Origin of the sequence: Cryobacterium sandaracinum (assembly GCF_004403415.1) — a bacterium.
In the GTDB taxonomy this organism is placed as follows: Bacteria; Actinomycetota; Actinomycetes; order Actinomycetales; family Microbacteriaceae; genus Cryobacterium; species Cryobacterium sandaracinum.
Genome location: NZ_SOGO01000035.1, coordinates 32,877 through 47,381, shown reverse-complemented (window position 1 = coordinate 47,381; position 14,505 = coordinate 32,877). Strand labels below are relative to the sequence as shown.

15 protein-coding genes and 2 pseudogenes are annotated in these 14,505 nt (G+C 65.2%); 9 read left to right on the top strand and 8 right to left on the bottom strand.

From position 1 onward, the window contains the following. Positions 1-86: 86 nt before the first annotated feature. The 5 genes from E3T25_RS12765 to E3T25_RS12745 form a co-directional block, all read right to left on the bottom strand. On the bottom strand, positions 87-935 hold the full coding sequence (locus E3T25_RS12765; RefSeq protein WP_134374648.1) for an SDR family NAD(P)-dependent oxidoreductase: 849 nt from the start codon (positions 933-935) through the stop codon (positions 87-89). Positions 936-939: 4 nt separating this feature from the next. Continuing rightward, on the bottom strand, positions 940-1,365 hold the full coding sequence (locus E3T25_RS12760) for a pyridoxamine 5'-phosphate oxidase family protein (protein ID WP_104101082.1): 426 nt from the start codon (positions 1,363-1,365) through the stop codon (positions 940-942). 112 nt (positions 1,366-1,477) lie between these two features. Beyond that, entirely contained in the window at positions 1,478-2,407 is a 930-nt protein-coding gene (locus E3T25_RS12755) for a hypothetical protein (RefSeq protein WP_134374646.1), read from the bottom strand. A 72-nt stretch (positions 2,408-2,479) separates the two neighbouring features. Beyond that, on the bottom strand, positions 2,480-2,749 hold the full coding sequence (locus tag E3T25_RS12750; protein ID WP_104101085.1) for a protealysin inhibitor emfourin: 270 nt from the start codon (positions 2,747-2,749) through the stop codon (positions 2,480-2,482). 45 nt (positions 2,750-2,794) lie between these two features. Then, entirely contained in the window at positions 2,795-3,976 is a 1,182-nt protein-coding gene (locus E3T25_RS12745; RefSeq protein ID WP_134374644.1) for a M4 family metallopeptidase, read from the bottom strand. 253 nt (positions 3,977-4,229) lie between these two features. Between E3T25_RS12745 and E3T25_RS12740 the strand changes: the two genes are divergently transcribed. From E3T25_RS12740 to E3T25_RS12730, 4 genes and pseudogenes are all read left to right on the top strand, one after another. Next, complete coding sequence (locus tag E3T25_RS12740) at positions 4,230-5,132, top strand: LLM class flavin-dependent oxidoreductase (RefSeq protein ID WP_134374642.1); 903 nt, start codon at positions 4,230-4,232, stop codon at positions 5,130-5,132. 243 nt (positions 5,133-5,375) lie between these two features. Continuing rightward, a pseudogene (locus E3T25_RS12735) lies at positions 5,376-6,842 on the top strand (nidogen-like domain-containing protein); the annotation flags it as partial. Positions 6,843-7,267: 425 nt separating this feature from the next. After that, positions 7,268-7,357, top strand: a pseudogene (locus tag E3T25_RS17985) (PKD domain-containing protein); the annotation flags it as partial. 30 nt (positions 7,358-7,387) lie between these two features. Then, positions 7,388-8,272 (top strand): hypothetical protein, encoded by an 885-nt coding sequence (locus tag E3T25_RS12730; RefSeq protein ID WP_166786008.1) that lies wholly within the window; start codon positions 7,388-7,390, stop codon positions 8,270-8,272. A 428-nt stretch (positions 8,273-8,700) separates the two neighbouring features. On the opposite strand, the gene E3T25_RS12725 is transcribed toward E3T25_RS12730, so the two are convergent. Then, positions 8,701-9,126, bottom strand: a complete 426-nt coding sequence (locus E3T25_RS12725; protein WP_134374638.1) for a DUF4913 domain-containing protein — start codon at positions 9,124-9,126, stop codon at positions 8,701-8,703. After that, positions 9,119-9,652 (bottom strand): type IV secretory system conjugative DNA transfer family protein, encoded by a 534-nt coding sequence (locus tag E3T25_RS12720; RefSeq protein ID WP_241980876.1) that lies wholly within the window; start codon positions 9,650-9,652, stop codon positions 9,119-9,121. Before E3T25_RS12720 ends, E3T25_RS12725 begins: the two co-directional genes overlap by 8 nt. Positions 9,653-9,908: 256 nt before the next feature. On the opposite strand from E3T25_RS12720, the gene E3T25_RS12715 reads away from it, so the two are divergent. The 5 genes from E3T25_RS12715 (at position 9,909) to E3T25_RS12695 (ending at position 14,011) form a co-directional block, all read left to right on the top strand. Beyond that, the gene (locus E3T25_RS12715; RefSeq protein ID WP_134374634.1) at positions 9,909-10,901 is read left to right on the top strand and encodes an AI-2E family transporter; all 993 of its coding nucleotides are present in this window, start codon (positions 9,909-9,911) and stop codon (positions 10,899-10,901) included. 90 nt (positions 10,902-10,991) lie between these two features. Further along, entirely contained in the window at positions 10,992-11,798 is an 807-nt protein-coding gene (locus E3T25_RS12710; RefSeq protein WP_134374632.1) for an HAD-IA family hydrolase, read from the top strand. Then, the gene (locus tag E3T25_RS17080; RefSeq protein ID WP_134374630.1) at positions 11,795-12,283 is read left to right on the top strand and encodes a dihydroxyacetone kinase subunit L; all 489 of its coding nucleotides are present in this window, start codon (positions 11,795-11,797) and stop codon (positions 12,281-12,283) included. The genes E3T25_RS12710 and E3T25_RS17080 overlap by 4 nt, the downstream gene beginning before the upstream one ends. A gap of 244 nt (positions 12,284-12,527) precedes the next feature. Then, positions 12,528-12,797 carry a 30S ribosomal protein S15 gene (gene rpsO, locus E3T25_RS12700; protein WP_104101100.1) on the top strand — a complete coding sequence of 90 codons (270 nt, stop codon included), beginning with the start codon at positions 12,528-12,530 and terminating at the stop codon, positions 12,795-12,797. Positions 12,798-12,922: 125 nt separating this feature from the next. Next, a complete protein-coding gene (locus E3T25_RS12695) occupies positions 12,923-14,011 on the top strand; it encodes an LLM class flavin-dependent oxidoreductase (protein ID WP_134374628.1) in 1,089 nt (362 codons plus the stop codon). A 290-nt stretch (positions 14,012-14,301) separates the two neighbouring features. Here the strand turns inward: E3T25_RS12695 and E3T25_RS12690 are convergent, their stop codons facing one another. Then, a complete protein-coding gene (locus tag E3T25_RS12690; RefSeq protein ID WP_134374626.1) occupies positions 14,302-14,490 on the bottom strand; it encodes a YegP family protein in 189 nt (62 codons plus the stop codon). Positions 14,491-14,505: the final 15 nt, after the last annotated feature.

Genomic DNA, 14,505 nt, shown 5'->3' with positions numbered 1-14,505 from the left:
CGCCCGGCTTCATCCGAATCCTGACCCATCCGGAGACCGGGGTGGTGCTCTCGATCGGGCGCACGTTCATCAGTCGGGGACCGACGTCAGGCCAGCCAGGTCGCCGTCATCCGCTGCACGACTCCGCCGTCGAGGTCGGCGAGCTTGGCCGCCACGAACTGGCGCGCCGCCTCCGATGTCTGCACCCGAAACGGTGGGCGGTCGCCGTCGAGCAGGGCGGCGACGATCTCGCCGGCGCTCCGGGCCGACTGGGCCGAGCCGAAGGATGACGCCGCGCGGGCCAGGTACGCCTCCAGTGCCGCGGCGTACGGGTCGTTGGCCAAGCCGGATTGGTTGAGGTCCCGGCCGACGTTGGCGACGAACGAGGATGTCACGGCGCCGGGTTCGACTACCGTCACCGACACACCGGCCGTGGCGGCCACCGGGGCCAGGCTCTCCATGAATCCCTCCACCGCGAACTTCGCCGCACAATACGCCTCGTTGAAGGGCTGGCCGATGGCTCCACCCACGCTCGAGACGGTGATCAGCCGGCCCGTGCTGCCCCGGAGAAGGGGGAGCGCGGCCCGTGTGAGGGCAACCACCCCGAAGAAGTTCACCTCCATCACGGCGCGAACGTCATCGACCGTTGAGTTCTCGATGGTGCCGAGCCTCCCCGACCCGGCGTTGTTGATGAGCGCGTCGAGCCGGCCGTGCCGGTCGATGGTCCCGGCCACGGCATCCGTGGCCGCGTGCGGTTCGGTCACGTCCAGGCGACGGATGTCGAGACTCACCTCCGCGTCGGTGGCCGCGTCCCGCAGAGCGCGGGCGCCTTCGAGGTTGCGCATGGTGGCTACCACCGTGTGGCCGGCGCGAGCCGCGGCGATGGCGGCGTGGAGTCCGATACCGGAGGAGGTCCCCGTGATCAGAATGACGCTGGAGTCCGGTGCGTGAGTCACGCTTCTAGTACCGGTCGGGTTCCGGGCCGAGCTGGAACCGGCGGCCTGTGATCCTGGTCGGCGTTATCTCGACGTAGATGTACTTCAGGGTCGGGATGAGCGGGCGCAGCGGCAATTGATCCGCGGCCTCGATCTCGGCCTGCTTGTCGAGAACTCGGGCCTCGCCTCGCGCCACGACGCTCCACGCCTCGCTGCGACCGATGCCGTCGATCTCGAAGGCGACCCGGTTGTTCACCGTGAGCTCGAGGAGCTTCGTACCCTCGGCCGTGCGGAAAACGAGCCGCCGGTCTGCGGAGACGAAGTTCACCGGGTAAATGTCCGGCTCACCGGAAATGCTCATCGCGAGTCTTCCGAAACTGGACGAGATCAGAAGATCCCAGCAGTCGTCCTCGCTGAGGTTCTGAACCGGATACAGGTCGTTGGTTTCCATGACTCATAGTCCCACGCGGTCCGGCCCGGCGCGAGCAGGTGCCGGCAACGAAAAACGCGCCCACCGTTCCCCGAGGGGCGGTAGGCGCGTTTCGGTCTGACAGCGAGTCGGATCAGTCCCGACGGAGGCGTACGACGGTGCGTCGAAGCGCGAGGAGCGCGCCGAGTCCCAGCAGCAGGGCGCCTGCAGCCGCGGAGATCAGCAGGGAGGCCGAGTCGACGCCGGTCGCGGCTAGCTCGGGAGCGGCCGTGATCGTGTCGGCGGCGACCGGGAGGGCCGTCTCGGTCGGGGTCGGTGTCTCGGTCGGTGTCGGTGTCTGCGTCGGCGTGACCTCGGCTGCATCCACGATCGTGTTGAGCTCGGTCGCGCACTCCACGGTCGAGCCACCGCCGTTGCTGGAGTAGTTGCACTGGTTGACAGTGATGGGCACGTCGGTCGTCACCGTCGCCGAGGGATTCACCCGGCAGAGCACATCGGCGCCGCCGCCGTTCCCGGCGTTGTTGCACTGGGTGACGGTCGCGTCGGTGGTGTTCTCAAGCGGCACGCAGTCGAGTGCCGTGCTGGCTCCGGAGCCGACGCACTGGTTGACCGTGGCGGGGGATGCCGTGGTCGCACCGGTGATGTGGTTGTTCACGGTCACCGTGCAGATGGTGTTACCGCCGCCGACGTTGATCGAGCCGTTGCACTGGGTGATCGTGTGGATCAGCTTCGAAGAGTTCACGACCGTCGCTGCGGGGGGCTGCACCTCGGTATTCGCCGCGTGGATGCTGACGACGGTGCTGGTGGTCGAACTGGTCGCGCCGGTGGCCAGATTGAGATAATTGTCGACCGTGACGCTGCATTCGACGGCGCCGGTGCCGCCGCCGACTCCGGCGACATCGTTGCACTGTTCGACGGTGCCGTCGACCGGAGCAGCCGAAGCGGAAACCGCCGGCGAAGCGGTCAGGACGAAGGCCGCGAGGAAAAGGCCGATGGCCAGAACAAGCGAACGGTTCAGTGCAGAAGCACTGAAGAAAGAACGTGAAGTTTTAACAGCCAGCAAATTTGCGATGGAGGCCCCCTTAGTAGCTTCACTCTAACAGGGGATTTTCAGGCGCAGACAACGGAGAACGGGTCAGTGCCCTTCATTCACGCCTCTGACCCGGTCAATAAGATCTTTCCACGGCCCAGAGACCTGCTGCTCGCTGAGCACGACCTCGTGGGGTGCGCAACGGATGCGGTAGACGTAGCGGTCCGGCTGCGGAGCCGTCGCGGACACCTCGTCCCAGGGCAGCCCACGAAGAAGTTCCGCCCAGGCGGACCGGTCGGGTTGTTCCTCCACCTGGACCTCCCAGGTGGTTCGGATTCCGGCGAAGCCACCGCTGCGCGAAACGACGACCTTCATGAGGCCGATATTACTCCGGCCGGGGGGCAGGAAATGAGGCCGATATTACTCCGGCCGGGGGGCAGGAACGACGGTGGCGCGACCGACGACGGTCCCTGGGCCAGTGCCGGACCGGGGCCGGGATCCGGTGCCGAGCCCGCCGCCGAGGCCGACGGCGGTCCAGCCGGCGATCACGGCCTGGTGTTCTCGGGACCCGGCGCCGTGGCGCGTGACCGCCGCCCGCGAGGTCGCCCGCGCGAACCCGGCGAAGTCCACGGTGCGGCCCAGCGTGCCGGAGGTGAGGGTGTCGAACCAGATCTGGCCGGCCGTCTCCCAGGCGTTTCCGCCGAGAGCTGTGGCCACGAGGTAGAACGCCCGGTTCGGAATGCCCGAGTTCAAGTGCACCCCGCCATTGTCGTCTTCGGTTTCGATGTAGCCGGTCATGTCCGCGGGCTGGGGGTCCTTGCCGAGAGCATCGTCGTTGTAGGCGGTGCCGGGAGCCTTCAGCGAGCGCAGCGCGACCCCCTGCACCTGGTCGGTGAAGAGACCTTCGCCGATCAACCAGCCGGCCTCGGCGGCTGACTGGCCCAGGGAGCGCTGCTCCACCAGCGAGCCGAACACGTCCGACAGGGACTCGTTTATCGCACCTGATTGCCCCTCATAGGCGAGGTTGGCCGTGAATTGGGTCACCCCGTGCGTGAGCTCATGCCCGATCACCGTCAGCGACGCGGTGAAACGGTTGAAGACCAAGCCGTCGCCATCGCCGAACACCATGCGCTCGCCGTCCCAGAACGCATTGTCGTAGTTGCGGCCGTAGTGCACGGTCGCCTCCAGCGACACACCGCGGTCATCGATCGAGTCACGCTCGAACATGTTCCAGAACAGGGAATGCGTGTCTCCGAGCCCCGCCCAGGCTTCATTGACCGCGAGATCGGCCCCGGCGGGCTGGCCCTCGCGGCGGACCAGCCGGCCCGGCAGTCGTTCCAGGCCGCCGGCATCCGACACGGCCCGGTCCACGTGCCCGCGCACCCGAGCGGCCGCTCCGCCGTGCACACCGGAGTGGACCGACGACGACGGCGTCGGATGCGCCGCCGCGCGTAGTTCCCGGATCGGCACGTCCCGCATCAGAGACCGTCTGGCTGCCTCGGCCGCGGCCGCGAGCCGGGGATCGTCGACCCGCGCCAGCCGCACCAGCAGATACGGCGGGACGATAGTGCACCGGGAGAAGCCGTGCGATGAGCCTGTCATGGGTCGAGTGTGGCACTCGGCGGTGACGCGCACCACAGAAATTCCTGATTAGCCCGTGTGCCGCGACCCTGAGACCCGAGCGAAGGCCCGCGGCGGCATCCGGAACGTGGGCCGGGTGCCGCCACGGGGGTCTGGTGTCATCAGCGGCCGACCCGCTGCCTGAGAAATCAGGAACGCCGGTCGAGAACCATCAATAGCACCGTGCGCGCGGGGCGAGAAGGTGCCGGTGGGAGGCCTTCCGTAGACTCTCAGCATGCGCTTCGGAATCGTCATTCTCCCGCAGGATTCGTGGCCGGAGGCCCGCCGCCGCTGGCAGGGCGCTGAGCAGCTCGGCTTCGACCACGCCTGGACCTACGACCACCTGTCCTGGCGGTCGTTGGCCGACCAGCCCTGGCATGCGACCGTCCCGACGCTGACTGCCGCGGCGGTCGTCACCTCGCGGATCCGGCTGGGTACCTTCGTCTCATCACCGAACTTCCGGCATCCGGTGACCTTCGCCAAGGAGATCGCCACCCTCGATGACATTGCCGGCGGGCGATTCCTGCTCGGGGTGGGCTCAGGCGGTACCGGGTTCGACGCCACCGTGCTCGGGCAGCCCGAGTACACCCCGAAGCAGCGGTCCGAGCGCTTCGCCGCGTTCGTCACGGCCCTCGACCGGCTGCTGCGCCACGAAGAACCGGGCAGCGGCGGCATCAGCTTCGAGGGGGAGTGGGCGAGGGCGGTCGGCGCGCGAATGGTCGGTGTGCCGGCCCAGGAGCCGCGGGTTCCGTTCGTCATCGCCGCGAACGGGCCCAAAGGGCTGCGCCTCGTCACGACGTTCGGTTCCGGCTGGGTGACGACGGGAGCGGACGGCGTCGTGGGCGAGGACTGGTGGGCGGCGGTAGCCGGCCTCATGCACCGGCTGGAGGACACGGCAGTCGTCGCGGGCAGGGACCCGGCCACCATCGACCGTTACCTGTCTCTCGACAGCGGCGGCTGCTACTCCCTGCAGAGCATCGGAGCGTTCGAGGATGCCGTAGGTCGGGCCGGCGAACTCGGCTTCACCGACGTGATCAGCCACTGGCCGCGAGCGGCCGGCATCTACGCCGGAACGGAGGCCGTTCTGCACCGGGCTGCGGCCGTGATCAGCCGGCAGCGCGCCCGGGCCGGAAAATAGTTTGAGAAGAACCGACCCCGCAAAGCCGGCGCAGAAAAGCTAACATAAACGATTCCCAAAGCAGTCCTAGCTGCCCTCGTGCGCGGTGCAGGGAAGCACTGAGCCTCGCACGGATTGGCTGCTTGACCTGCCGTGCGGGGATGCGATTCTGCCATCTTGGCTATGCGAGCACCGGCAACGCCTCTTCGATATTGGGGCACGGTTAATGAACTCGTTTAGAGCATCCAACTCACTAGTTGGTTCATGGCTGGCCTTCCTCACGTTCTGCCTCAAATTCAGCTCGTATTTGCTCTTTCCAGCCGGCCGCGACTGACAAGTACTCAACACTCGCAATTGTCGCCCGATGTTGTTTGTATAAGTCTTCCGCAAGCACGGCTTCATCCACTGTGGGTTAACAACAACGGGAACGTGACCTTCGATGCTCCGCGTGGGAGGTACACGCCATTCGGGCTCAGCGCTACCCGTACGCCGATCATTGCTCCGTTCTTTGCGGATGTGGACACGAGGGGAACAGGAACAGACCCTGTCGCCTACGGATATAGGGAGACCACGTTCGAGGGGCATGCCGCATTCTGCGTCAGCTGGGTCAACGTTGGGTACTTCTCTGGGAAGGAAGACAAGACAAATTCATTTCAACTGCTATTGGTCTCGCGCCCTGATGCCGGCGTCGGAGCATTTGACATTGTCTTCAACTACGGGCGTGTGCAGTGGGAAACCGGAGACGCCAGTAACGGAGTGGATGGACTCGGCGGGTCATCCGCGCGCGTTGGTTTCTCGAGCGGAACGGGGATCCCCGGCTCTTATTCCGAGCTGCCCGGGTCAGGAACGAATGGATCATTCCTCGACACATCCCCCGTGGGACTGGTGCACAGCAGTTTGGGCTCAGCGACGCTCGGCCGCTACACCTTTCCAGTCAGATCTGACGGCCAGATAGCGGACCGGTATGTCGCCATGGGCGATAGTTATCAGTCCGGTGAGGGGGCGTACAGCTACGAAAGTGGAACGGACAATGGCACGAACAAGTGTCATCGCTCGGCAAACGCCTATCCAAACCTCCTGGTGGACCGGCAAGTGGTGCGACTTCAACTTGACTTCGTTGCTTGTTCAGGCGCCGTTATCCATGACCTGATCTACAGCTCCGAAGAGGATGGTGCCCCCTTGGAAGGCGAAGCCGCCCAAGTGGACAGTCTGGGCACTGACACCCGACTGGTGACGGTCAAAATTGGCGGCAACGGCCTCGACTTTGGAGGCACGATCAAATCCTGTGTCGAAAGTGGGATCAAGAGTTGGATTCCCATCGTCAACTGGTTCAACTACAGCTGTATTGGTAACCAGGGCGATGAAGTGGAGGCAAACCTCGCGGATCTTGAAACCGGACAGGTTGGGGAAGACCTACTCGACCTCTATCGGCTCATCAGGGCAAAAGCGCCTTATGCCCGAATCGAAGTGGTGTCATACCCCCGATTCTTCCCCGCCGAGGCCGCAGACAATCTCTTGGAATGCGCGTCAATCGCAAGCAAGGCCGACCAGAAGTGGATCAACGCAGGAATCGTCCGGGCCAACAGTGCGATCGAGAGAATCACCTCACTCGCTGGAGTTGGGGCGATTAACATGAGCGATGTCCTGGAAGGTCACGAACTATGCGACCCTGAACCCGCGATGAATGGCGTCGTGGACCCGTTCTCGCCCGAGTCGTATCATCCGAACGTGCTCGGTCATAGCCTCATGGCCGATCGCATCGAGCAGGAACTGTCCACGATCATCGAGCCGACAGACCAGATCCGCCCCCAAGAAACAGTGCAGCGCGTGTTCAAGGTGCAGGGCAAAAGGTTCACTGTGAACGTGGCGTGGCCTGGCAGTGATGTTGAGACGACGCTCACCTCCCCGAGCGGGCAGGTCTTTAGCCGGTCCAGCCACAACGGTGCCATGCACGACAACGGGCTAACTTACGAGTACTACGACATCAACTCCCCAGAGCCTGGGCAGTGGACAGTCACTTCCTTCGGCAAGGACGTATTCCCAGCTGGAGAACCGGCAACTCTCTCCATGTACGACATGCCGGAGCTCAACCGCGTGCCCAATGCCGTAGTTACTACGACCGGTTCTGGCCCATCCTTCACCTTTGACGGGACGACATCCGTCGATCCTGGGGAACGATTACGAACCACCTGTGGGATTTCGGCGACGGTACCTCTGCGGTCGGAGCAATCGTTGAACACACATATGCACAGCCTGGACAGTACCTGGTCGCGCTCGTGACAACCGATGATGACGGAGCAGAAGGTTTCGGCTCCGCAGCCTCAGTCATTGATACCACTCGGTCTCTACCCGCAGTCTCGGTGAAATCCCCGCTGACGACGCCGTCGGTGGGCGGCAATGTTGTCGTGACGGGCAAGGTGTCCTATCAGTCCACGGCGCGGATCCTTGGCAATCTCACTTCTGGCGGTCCGCTCACCGTCATTGATGGAAAATCGACGACGCAACTCGCGTCCTTGGGCTCGATAGGTGGCCAGATCACCTCGAACACCACAGTCCCACCCGTTGTCGTCGACGGCCACGCCTTTGTCTACAAGCCGACAGAGTGGATCGATCCCGTCAATACGACCTGGCGACAGTGGATGAACGCAACTGCCACCTCCAACAACGCCCCAACTTGGTCCCGCGGGTTGAGCGCCAATCCTGGCTGCACACTCAGCCCGGGTTGCGACAGCGTCAACGGAAAGATCGTCACGTTGAGCACGCCCACCCTCGTCGATGCTCGCCGATCGGTGAACGGCTGCTCGGCAGTCACAGTCCAGAACATGGAGATAGCCATGTCCTCCGATCTGACCCTCATCGCCGACAAAATCGGGATCGTCAATGGGCTGAAAGTGACATCAGCCGATGGGAAAGCACACGTGCTTCGGCTGATTGCCACTGGTAACGCAACCTCGTGCACCTCAACCAATGGCATCTCCGCGTCCGGGGGCTTGAACATAGATCCAAAAATCTCCACCCAAGTACTGGCCGCGGGTCAAGCGAAGATCGACGGTCCAGCTTCGTTCTCTGGACAAGTATTAGCCGCCTGTTTCCCCAGCAGCGGTGCCACTAATATCGCGTATGCGAACGTAGTCACACCAGGGCTGGTGGTACCGCAATGAATGCGCTGAGGGAAGAAAGCGAGTCGTAGGTGTCCGAAACTGTATCGAAGGAGCGCACCTGGCTCCACCTGCTCTGGGCACTTCCGATTCCAGTGGTTGTGAGTTCGGTCCTGCTGATCAGCGCACTCTGGGACTACTGCGGAATCAGCGGATGTACAGGTGGCGGATTCGGAATCAGTCGGGATATCGGCGGCACGATCGGTAACCTTGCGCCGATTCCATTTCTGATCGGACTCCCCATTTTCTTGGTGCCCTGGTCACCTAAGCGGGGAGTTCGGGCGCTTGTCGCACTCCTAACCGGACTGGCTTTCGCGGGACTTGGATTCGCAATTCTCGTGTCGATGGCCTCGTAACCCAGGGACACCGACAGCACCGGGCCGCGACAGGAGTTGACCCTGCTCGCCAACGGATTCCTCCGTGAGGGCCCTCTACAGCTCCACATCGTCCGGTGGCATCGACGTCGGCACGATTCCGGCAGCTTTGTCTTTGCGTCGGTAGAGGTGTCCTTGGTCGGGGTCGCAGTCGCGGAATGGCCCGTTGCCGTTGCCTTTGCCTTTGCCTTTGTCGAAGATGACGGCGGCGTGGCGGTCCCAGTGGTTGATCCACCAGAACGAGACGGCGCCGGCGTTGCCGTCCATAACGCTGGCGTCAGCTTGCATGCTGGCCTGCCAGAGTGCCTTGAACCGGGCGACGATCTCAGGGTGTAGCCACCATTGGGTGCACCACGGTGTTGGTTTGGTGCCGACGACCTCGACGCTGGCGAGGTGACCGATCAGCAAATCAAGAAACATTTGGCGAACGTCGACCGCGTCCTCTTTAGCGTTGGTCGAGTCGTAGTGGTCGTACTCAGTCATGAGCTGCTACCTCCGCTGCAATGGTGTCGTCCGGCACCGGGATCTGTGCCGGCGCGAGGCTCGGCGTCCTGGTCGGGGTGCGGTTGATGGTGGTGGTGAGGGTCTTATCGCGGAACCAGGGGACGGTGTTGACCATGACGGGTCGGCATTTGGAGCTGAAGACGATGGCGCGCCATTCGGGGAGGGAGCCGAGGGCGGCGATGTCAAGGGTGTTGACCTTGCGGGTGTTGGTGGAGGTGGATTGGTGGCCGTCTTTGCCGGTGGAGCTGCCGTAGTTGATTTCGTCGTGTTCGCCGATGAGGGCGGCCAGCGAGCGGAGGAAGTCGTCGTCGCCGGAACCACCGCCGAGCACGCGGGTGGCGACGGCGTCCCAGAGGGTCTGCCACCCGTCTTTCCCGAACGCGTCGATCGCTTGGGCGCGGGATTGGAAGTAGGAGTTGAGGATGATGCCCATCGACCCGTAGAACGAATACACCGAGGGCAGTTCGGGCCAGCGGACGATGTTCGCGCACTCGTTGAGCTCCATCACCAGCGGGACCGGGAGCCGGCCGCCGTTTCGCTGCGCGGCGGTTTCGGCGGTTTTGCAGATGGCGCGGATGAGGGCGACGAATTCGACGGAAATTCTGCCCGCAACGCCCCGGAAACTCGGGAAAGAGCGCTCTCCTGGCAGAATCTCCGTCGAATTCGTTCGACGCCGGGCCGGGGTCCCGCCCGAATCGGTTAGGAGGCACTCGGCCGGGCAGCCGTTTACCGATGCTGCAACAGGTGCCTATGGTGTCAGCATGCGCGCCGACGACCCCTCATCCCCGTCCCTGCAGACCCTACTGACCAGCCGGCTCGGCCGGTGGGCCATCCGCTCCACCCAGATCATCGTCGTGGTCGTGCTGACCGCCGGCGCCGTCTACGCTCTGGTGCAGGTGCAACTCGTGGTGATCCCCGTTCTCGTGGCGCTCATCCTGGCATCGGCGCTGGCACCGCTGGTCGGCTGGCTGCGCACGCGCGGCCTCCCGGTCATTCTCGCGACCTGGATCACCCTGTTGGCAGGGGCACTCATCCTCGGCGGCATCGTCACGCTCATCGTCTTCGCGGTGCGCAACCAGTGGGGTGCGCTGGTGGTGGCGGCCGGCGACGGGCTCGACGAACTACAGGGGCTGCTGGTCGAGGGCCCGATCGCGCTCGACCCGGAGCAGTTCAACGCGGTGCGTGATGCGATCGTGGGCTTCGTCACCCCGACGGTTCTCGGCCAGTACGTGCGGGGAACGGCGATCATCGCCCTCTTCGACGCCGTTCTGATCGGCGTCGGGCTGGCCATCCTGCAAGTTCCGCTGGCCCTGCCGCTGGCTGTGATCGTGTTCCTCACGGCGTTCATCCCACTGATCGGGGCGACCGTCGCGGGCATCCTGGCTGCCCTCGTGGCGTTGGTGGCCAATGGGCCGCTCGTGGCGCTGATCGTTGTGGCCATCGTGATCGTGGTCAACCAGATCGAGGGTGACCTGCTCAACCCGGTGGTGATGGCGGGGGCGTGGAAACTGCATCCGCTGGTGATCCTCGTCGCTTTGACCGTGGGCACCATCCTCGGCGGTATCGCCGGGGCCGTTCTGGCGGTCCCGCTCGTCGCCGTGGGCTGGGCGATGATCAAGGTTTGGGACAGGCCGGATCAGTCGATCACCCAGCGGGCGAAGTTCTCCATCCGGCACTGGCCTCAGCCGGCGAAGCCCGCCGAGGCCGCCCCATTGTCGGCTCGGGGTGGCGAGCCTACGATAGACGGCATCTGACCGGGGAGGCACAGGTGGCGATTTCACCGCTGAAAGCAGCCATCGACCGAGCCTTCGCCGCCATCGGCAACGCGAGGAAGGCCTGAGGTGATGCCCGCTCTCATCTTCGACTGCGACGGTGTGCTGGCCGACACCGAACGCGACGGCCACCTGCCGGCCTTCAACCAGACCTTCGAGGAATTCTCGGTGCCCGTGCAGTGGAGCGACTCCGATTACGTCCAGAAGGTGACGATCGGGGGAGGAAAAGAACGGATGCGCAGCATCCTCACCCCGGAGGTGGCCGGCGTGCTCGGTCTGCCGGCGGACGACCCCGCGGCCCTCGACTCGGCCGTCGCCGGCTGGCACCGGCGCAAGAGCGCGATCTACACCGAGCGGGTGGCGAGCGGCGCGTTGACGGCCCGCCCGGGCATCCGTCGACTCGTCGTACAAGCCGCGGGCGCCGGCTGGATCCTCGCCGTGGCCTCCACCTCGGCCGAGGAATCCGTGCGCGCCGTGCTCACGCAAACAATCGGGCCCGAGCTGGCCGCGCAGTTCCGGGTCTTCGCCGGCGACATCGTGGACCGGAAGAAGCCGGCCCCGGACATCTACCTGCATGCCCTGCGGGAACTCGGGATCGACGCCGCCGACGCCGTGGTCGTCGAGGACAGTGCGAACGGCCTCCGGTCGGCGCTCGCCGCGGGCCTGCGCACCGTGATCACGATCAGCGGTTACACCGCGGACGAAGATTTCACCGGGGCGGCCCTGGTGGTGTCGTCGCTTGGGGACCCCGGCGGCCCCACCACCGTGACGCTGCGCGACCCGCTGGGTCTGGAGCCGGAATTCTTCGTCGACCTGTCCGATTTCGCCACCATCCTCAGTGCCCCCGACCGCCCGGCCCCCGATCTGGAGAGCCGATGACCCGCTCAGCCCTGTTCGACACCGAATTCGTGGCGATGCTCCGGGCCGCCACCGAGGGGATCAAGGCCCGCGGCAAGTCCGACCTGGGAGACAAGACCCTGCTCGACGCCCTCGTGCCGGCCACGGATACGCTCGAAGCCGAGGTGGCCGCCGGCCGTGACCCGGAAACCCTCCTCGCCCGGATGTCCCTGGTTGCGCGGGCGAGCGCGGACGCCACGAGCATGCTGCAGGCCCGTCGCGGCCGGGCCAGCTACACCGGAGAACGTAGCATCGGTTCGCCCGATCCCGGAGCCCGAAGCAGTTCGCGCCGGACATGCACCTGGGATCGCCGCCGCGAACCTCGACACGCGTGGATGGGCGTGGGCATCCATGGCGAACCGGGCCGACGCCGCGCGAAGCTGACCACCGCGAATGAGATGACCGACGAGATGCGCGACGCGGTCGTCGGGGACCTGCCGGACGTGTCGGGGACCGGGTGGCCCTGATGATCAACGGCCTCGGCGGCACCCTCTCAGTGAGCTCTACATCCGGTTCGGGAGGGCGCACGAGCAGCTGGTCAGCGCCCCGGCCGAGATCGCAGCCCGCATCTTCTGGCCGTTGCTCCTGCTGCTCCAGCCGACCTCTCGGACTCTGCTAAACTCAGACGGTTGCCGTTTGACGGCCGCGGATCAAGAGAGCCCAGGCATTCGGCCCCGGGCACCGCGCAGTGAGAGAAAGGGGATCCCATCTATGGCACTCGAAGCTAATGCAAAGAAGGCGATCATCGAAAAGTACGCTACCCACCCAGGCGACACCGGGTCCCCCGAAGTTCAGATTGCAATGCTCACGCAGCGCATCCTGGACCTCACGGAGCACCTGAAAGAGCACAAGCACGACCACCACTCGCGTCGTGGTCTGCTCCTCATGGTTGGTCAGCGCCGTCGTCTGCTCGGTTACCTGTCGGATGTCGACATCACTCGGTACCGCACACTGATCGGCAGCCTCGGACTGCGCCGCTAAGGCACTTTTCGAAGACACCGCGATCTTCTTACAAGCGGGCCGTCACCTTCCGGGTGGCGGCCCGTTTGTGTGTCCGGAGCGGGGAACCGGGAATATCTCCGGGCCCGGCGCGGTTTCCCCCACCGATGTCTACCTCCGCGCTAAGCCTCTCCGTGCTCGATCTGATCCCCGTCCGCACCTCGCAAAGCTCCGCTGAGGCGATCGCGGCAGCCGTGCACCTCGCCCAGAGCGCGGACCGGCTCGGCTACACCCGATACTGGGTCGCGGAGCACCACAACATGCAGGCGGTCGCGTCGACGAACCCGCCCGTGCTGATCGGTATCCTCGCGGCGCAGACCGAACGCATCCGGGTCGGCTCCGGGGGCGTCATGCTGCCAAACCACTCTCCGCTCGTGATCGCCGAGCAGTTCGGCATCCTTGAGGCGGCCTTCCCCGGGCGCATTGACCTCGGGCTGGGCCGTGCGCCCGGCAGCGACCCGATGATCACCGCACTGCTGCGCTCGAGCGGAGCAGTGAGCGAGGTCGACGCGTTTCCGCGCAACATCGCCGACATCGCGGCGCTGCTGCACCCCGACGGGGCCTTGCTCAGCCTCACCTCCGGTCAGGACTACACCCTGCACGCGACTCCCGCCGCCACCGGGATGCCCGAAATCTGGCTGCTTGGCTCCAGCGACTACTCGGCCCGGCTCGCCGCCCGGCAGGGCATGCCCTACGTGTTCGCCAACCACTTCGCCGGCGACGGCACCACAGCGGCCCTCGAGCTGTACCGACGCGGGTTCACCCCCAGCGAGACCCTCGACGCCCCCCGCACCATCCTCACCCTGAACGTGTCGGTCGCCGAGACCCGGGTCGAGGCCCTCGCCCTCGCCCTGCCGCAGATGCAGCAGATGGCGCGCCTGAGATCGGGCCTGCCGCTCGGCCCGCTCGCGACGGTCGAAGAGGCCGCCGCCGCACCGATGGCGCCGGCGCTGCTCCAGATGATCGAACGGATGGCCGCGGCCTGGATCATCGACGAGCCCGGCGCCGCGGCCGCGCGCATCCGTGCCCTCGCGGCGAAGTTCGGGGTCGACGAGGTCATGCTGCAGCCGATCGCCTCCGCTCACACGGGCGCCGACGCGGCGACCGCACCCGGGCGTGCGCGCACGCTGGAACTGCTCGCCGCCGAGCTTTTCACCGGAGAGCAACTCGCGGCCGAGGAACTCGCGGCGGTCTAGACGAGTGAACCCTCACAGCCGTGAACGGGATGGCGTCGAGGGCTGGGGGTTCGGGGGCGGTTGCCGCGGTGCAGTGACTCCGTCCAGAACGAATTCGACGGAGATTGTGGCCGTATCGGCCCCGAATACTCCGATAAAGCCGTTTTACGCCAGAATCTCCGTCGAATTGGTTCGACGCCGCACACGGTGCTCCGCCGGATGACCAGCGTCCACACGGTGCAGTCAGCTTCGACTCTCCGGGAGCCACAGGACCAATCGACGGTGACTCACTCGGCAGAACCGAGATCCGTTCAGGCGTCCGGTTCCGTCATGTCGACCACGTGCGACTTGACGTGGGCCTTCAGTGTATCGATGCCCTTGAGGGCCTCTGCCTTGGAGTGATAGCTTTCGGAGGTCGCGATCACTTCGCCGTTGTTGGCCTTCAGCCGAAACTGGTATCCGCCGGATCGTTCCGCGTAGAGCTCATATTTCCCGGACATCACACACTCTTTTCT